Below are 1,524 nucleotides of genomic sequence, written 5' to 3' on the forward strand. Positions count from 1 at the left end.
CGCCACGGGGGCGTCAGGTTTATCGCGTTATCGTTGACGACCATCGTCGGAACGCCGCCCGGAGCAAGCTCGCTCCTACAACTTGCGCAGCAACACGCTACCAATCGAATAACCGGCGCCGAACGAGCTGAGCACGGCCAGCGAACCGGCGGCCAGATCGTCCTGGTTCTTGTGGAACGCAATCACGGAACCGGCGGAACTGGTGTTGGCGTAGGTGTCGAGAATCACCGGCGCTTCCTGCTCGGTGGCGTCGCGACCCAGCAGCTTCTTGACGATCAGGTGGTTCATGCTGAGGTTGGCCTGGTGCAGCCAGAAGCGCTTCACGTCGCTGACGTTGAGCTGGTTCTCTTGCAGATGCGTTGCGACCAGCTCGGCCACCATCGGGCAAACGTCACGGAACACCTTGCGGCCTTCCTGCACGAACAGTTTGTCCCTGGTACCGATGCCCTCTTCCGCTGCGCGGTTGAGGAAGCCGAAGTTGTTGCGGATGTTGTTGGAGAACTTGGTCAGCAGCTTGGTGCTGACGATATCGAACTGGTACTTGGACGTCGCCAGGTCAGCACGCTCGATGATCACCGCGGTGGCGGCATCGCCGAAGATGAAGTGGCTGTCACGGTCGCGGAAGTTCAGGTGGCCGGTGCAGACTTCCGGGTTGACCATCAGGACTGCCCGGGCCTGGCCCAGTTGCACGCTGTTGGCGGCGGTCTGGATACCGAAGGTCGCCGAGGAACACGCCACGTTCATATCGAAACCGAAACCCTGGATACCCAGCGCTTCCTGGACTTCGATGGCAATGGCCGGGTAAGCGCGTTGCAGGTTGGAGCAGGCGACGATCACGCCGTCGATGTCCGCTGCGGTCTTGCCGGCACGCTGCAAGGCTTGTTCGGCCGCGCCGATGGCCATCTGGCAGAGCACCGACCATTCGTCGTTGGAACGTTCCGGCAGGCGTGGCGCCATGCGCTGCGGGTCAAGGATGCCGTCCTTGTCCATGACAAAGCGGCTCTTGATGCCGGAGGCTTTTTCGATGAACGCAGCGCTGGATTCGGTCAATGCCTGCACTTCACCGCGCGCAATGGCATCGGCGTTGTCGGCGTTGAATTGCCCGACGTAAGTATTGAAAGACTGCACCAGCTCTTCATTGGAAATGCTGTTGGCCGGGGTGTACAGGCCGGTGCCGCTGATGACGACGTTATGCATGGTCGTGTCTCTAATCTGTTCAGGCAGAAAGCATTGGCACCGACGTACCAATACACAAAGGGTCTATTCCCGTCCGGGGGACGCAAACCTGGCATCGCTTTATTCCGACCTGCCCGTTACCGTGAAGGCTCAAAACCGCGGGGCCGGTGTTTATAGGCGCGAAGTTTGCCATAAACCGTGGGTTTTGGCCCCTTTTTGCTGGATAACGCCCACCTAAAGCCAATACAAAATCCCTGTGGGAGCGAGYTTGCTCGCGATAGCGGTCTATCAGTCAATATTAATGCTGAATCAAATGCCCCCATCGCGAGCAAGCTCGCTCCCACAGGT

1 protein-coding gene is annotated in these 1,524 nt (G+C 59.4%); it reads right to left on the bottom strand.

The window, feature by feature from the left end:
* Positions 1-75: 75 nt before the first annotated feature.
* Positions 76-1,197, bottom strand: a complete 1,122-nt coding sequence (locus ACXRVY_RS28490; RefSeq protein WP_223462084.1) for a beta-ketoacyl-ACP synthase III — start codon at positions 1,195-1,197, stop codon at positions 76-78.
* Between the last annotated feature and the right edge of the window lie 327 nt (positions 1,198-1,524).

This window comes from Pseudomonas sp. P5_A2_2 (genome assembly GCF_054177685.1).